The organism is Pseudomonas avellanae BPIC 631 (genome assembly GCF_000444135.1).
Lineage (GTDB): Bacteria > Pseudomonadota > Gammaproteobacteria > Pseudomonadales > Pseudomonadaceae > Aquipseudomonas > Aquipseudomonas avellanae.
On record NZ_ATDK01000478.1, the window covers coordinates 1 to 875 of the forward strand.

1 protein-coding gene is annotated in these 875 nt (G+C 54.5%); it reads right to left on the reverse strand.

The annotated features are described in order from the left end of the window. Nucleotides 1-90: 90 nt before the first annotated feature. The coding region (locus tag DW49_RS0124105; protein WP_241478699.1) for a Tn3 family transposase at nucleotides 91-875 on the reverse strand (785 nt) is incomplete at its 5' end.

An 875-nucleotide genomic window follows, 5' to 3' on the forward strand; every position in this document is an offset into this window, starting at 1 on the left:
GTCCCTGCACCGTCAGCCCGCTGATTGCCGCCGTGTATACCATCCGTGCGCCACACAGGGGTCGCCTCAGAAAACGGATTTTAAAGTACGTTAAGCTGATTTCAGTCGTCGTAATGGCCGGAATCTTCCTCCACCAACCTTGACGGTGCTGCGCCACAGGTAATCACCAGTTAGGTTGATGTGCTCCCAGCCCAGCGGCGACAGGTACTGCAGCAGCGATTCATCGACAGCGGTGCTATGTCCGCGTAATGCGTTTGCGGACCGCTCCAGGTAAACCGTGTTCCACAGCACTATTGCAGCAGTCACCAAGTTGAGGCCGCTGGCACGGTAGCGTTGCTGTTCGAAGCTACGGTCTCGGATTTCGCCCAGCCGGTTAAAGAAGACAGCCCTGGCCAGCGCATTGCGCGCTTCGCCCTTGTTCAGTCCTGCATTCACACGACGGCGCAGCTCGGCACTTTGTAGCCAGTCCAAAATGAACAGCGTGCGTTCGATGCGACCGATTTCGCGAAGGGCAACGGCTAAGCCGTTCTGCCGAGGATAACTACCCAGCTTGCGCAACATCAGCGAGGCAGTCACGGTACCTTGTTTGATCGAGGTGGCCAGCCTCAGAATTTCATCCCAGTGCGTCCGAATGGCCTTGATATCCAGTTTTTCTTTACTAATCATTGACTTAATCGCGTCATAATCGATATTTCCTTGGGGCACGAACAGCTTGGTATCGCCTAGGTCGCGGATGCGCGGTGCAAAGCGAAAACCCAGTAAATGCATCAGACTGTTGGCGCTGATTGAAAACTGACCCACCCTGCCGATTGAAAATTGACCCAGGACGGATTGCTGATTTCTGTCCCAGCAATTGTGGATAAGCTTAGCAGCAG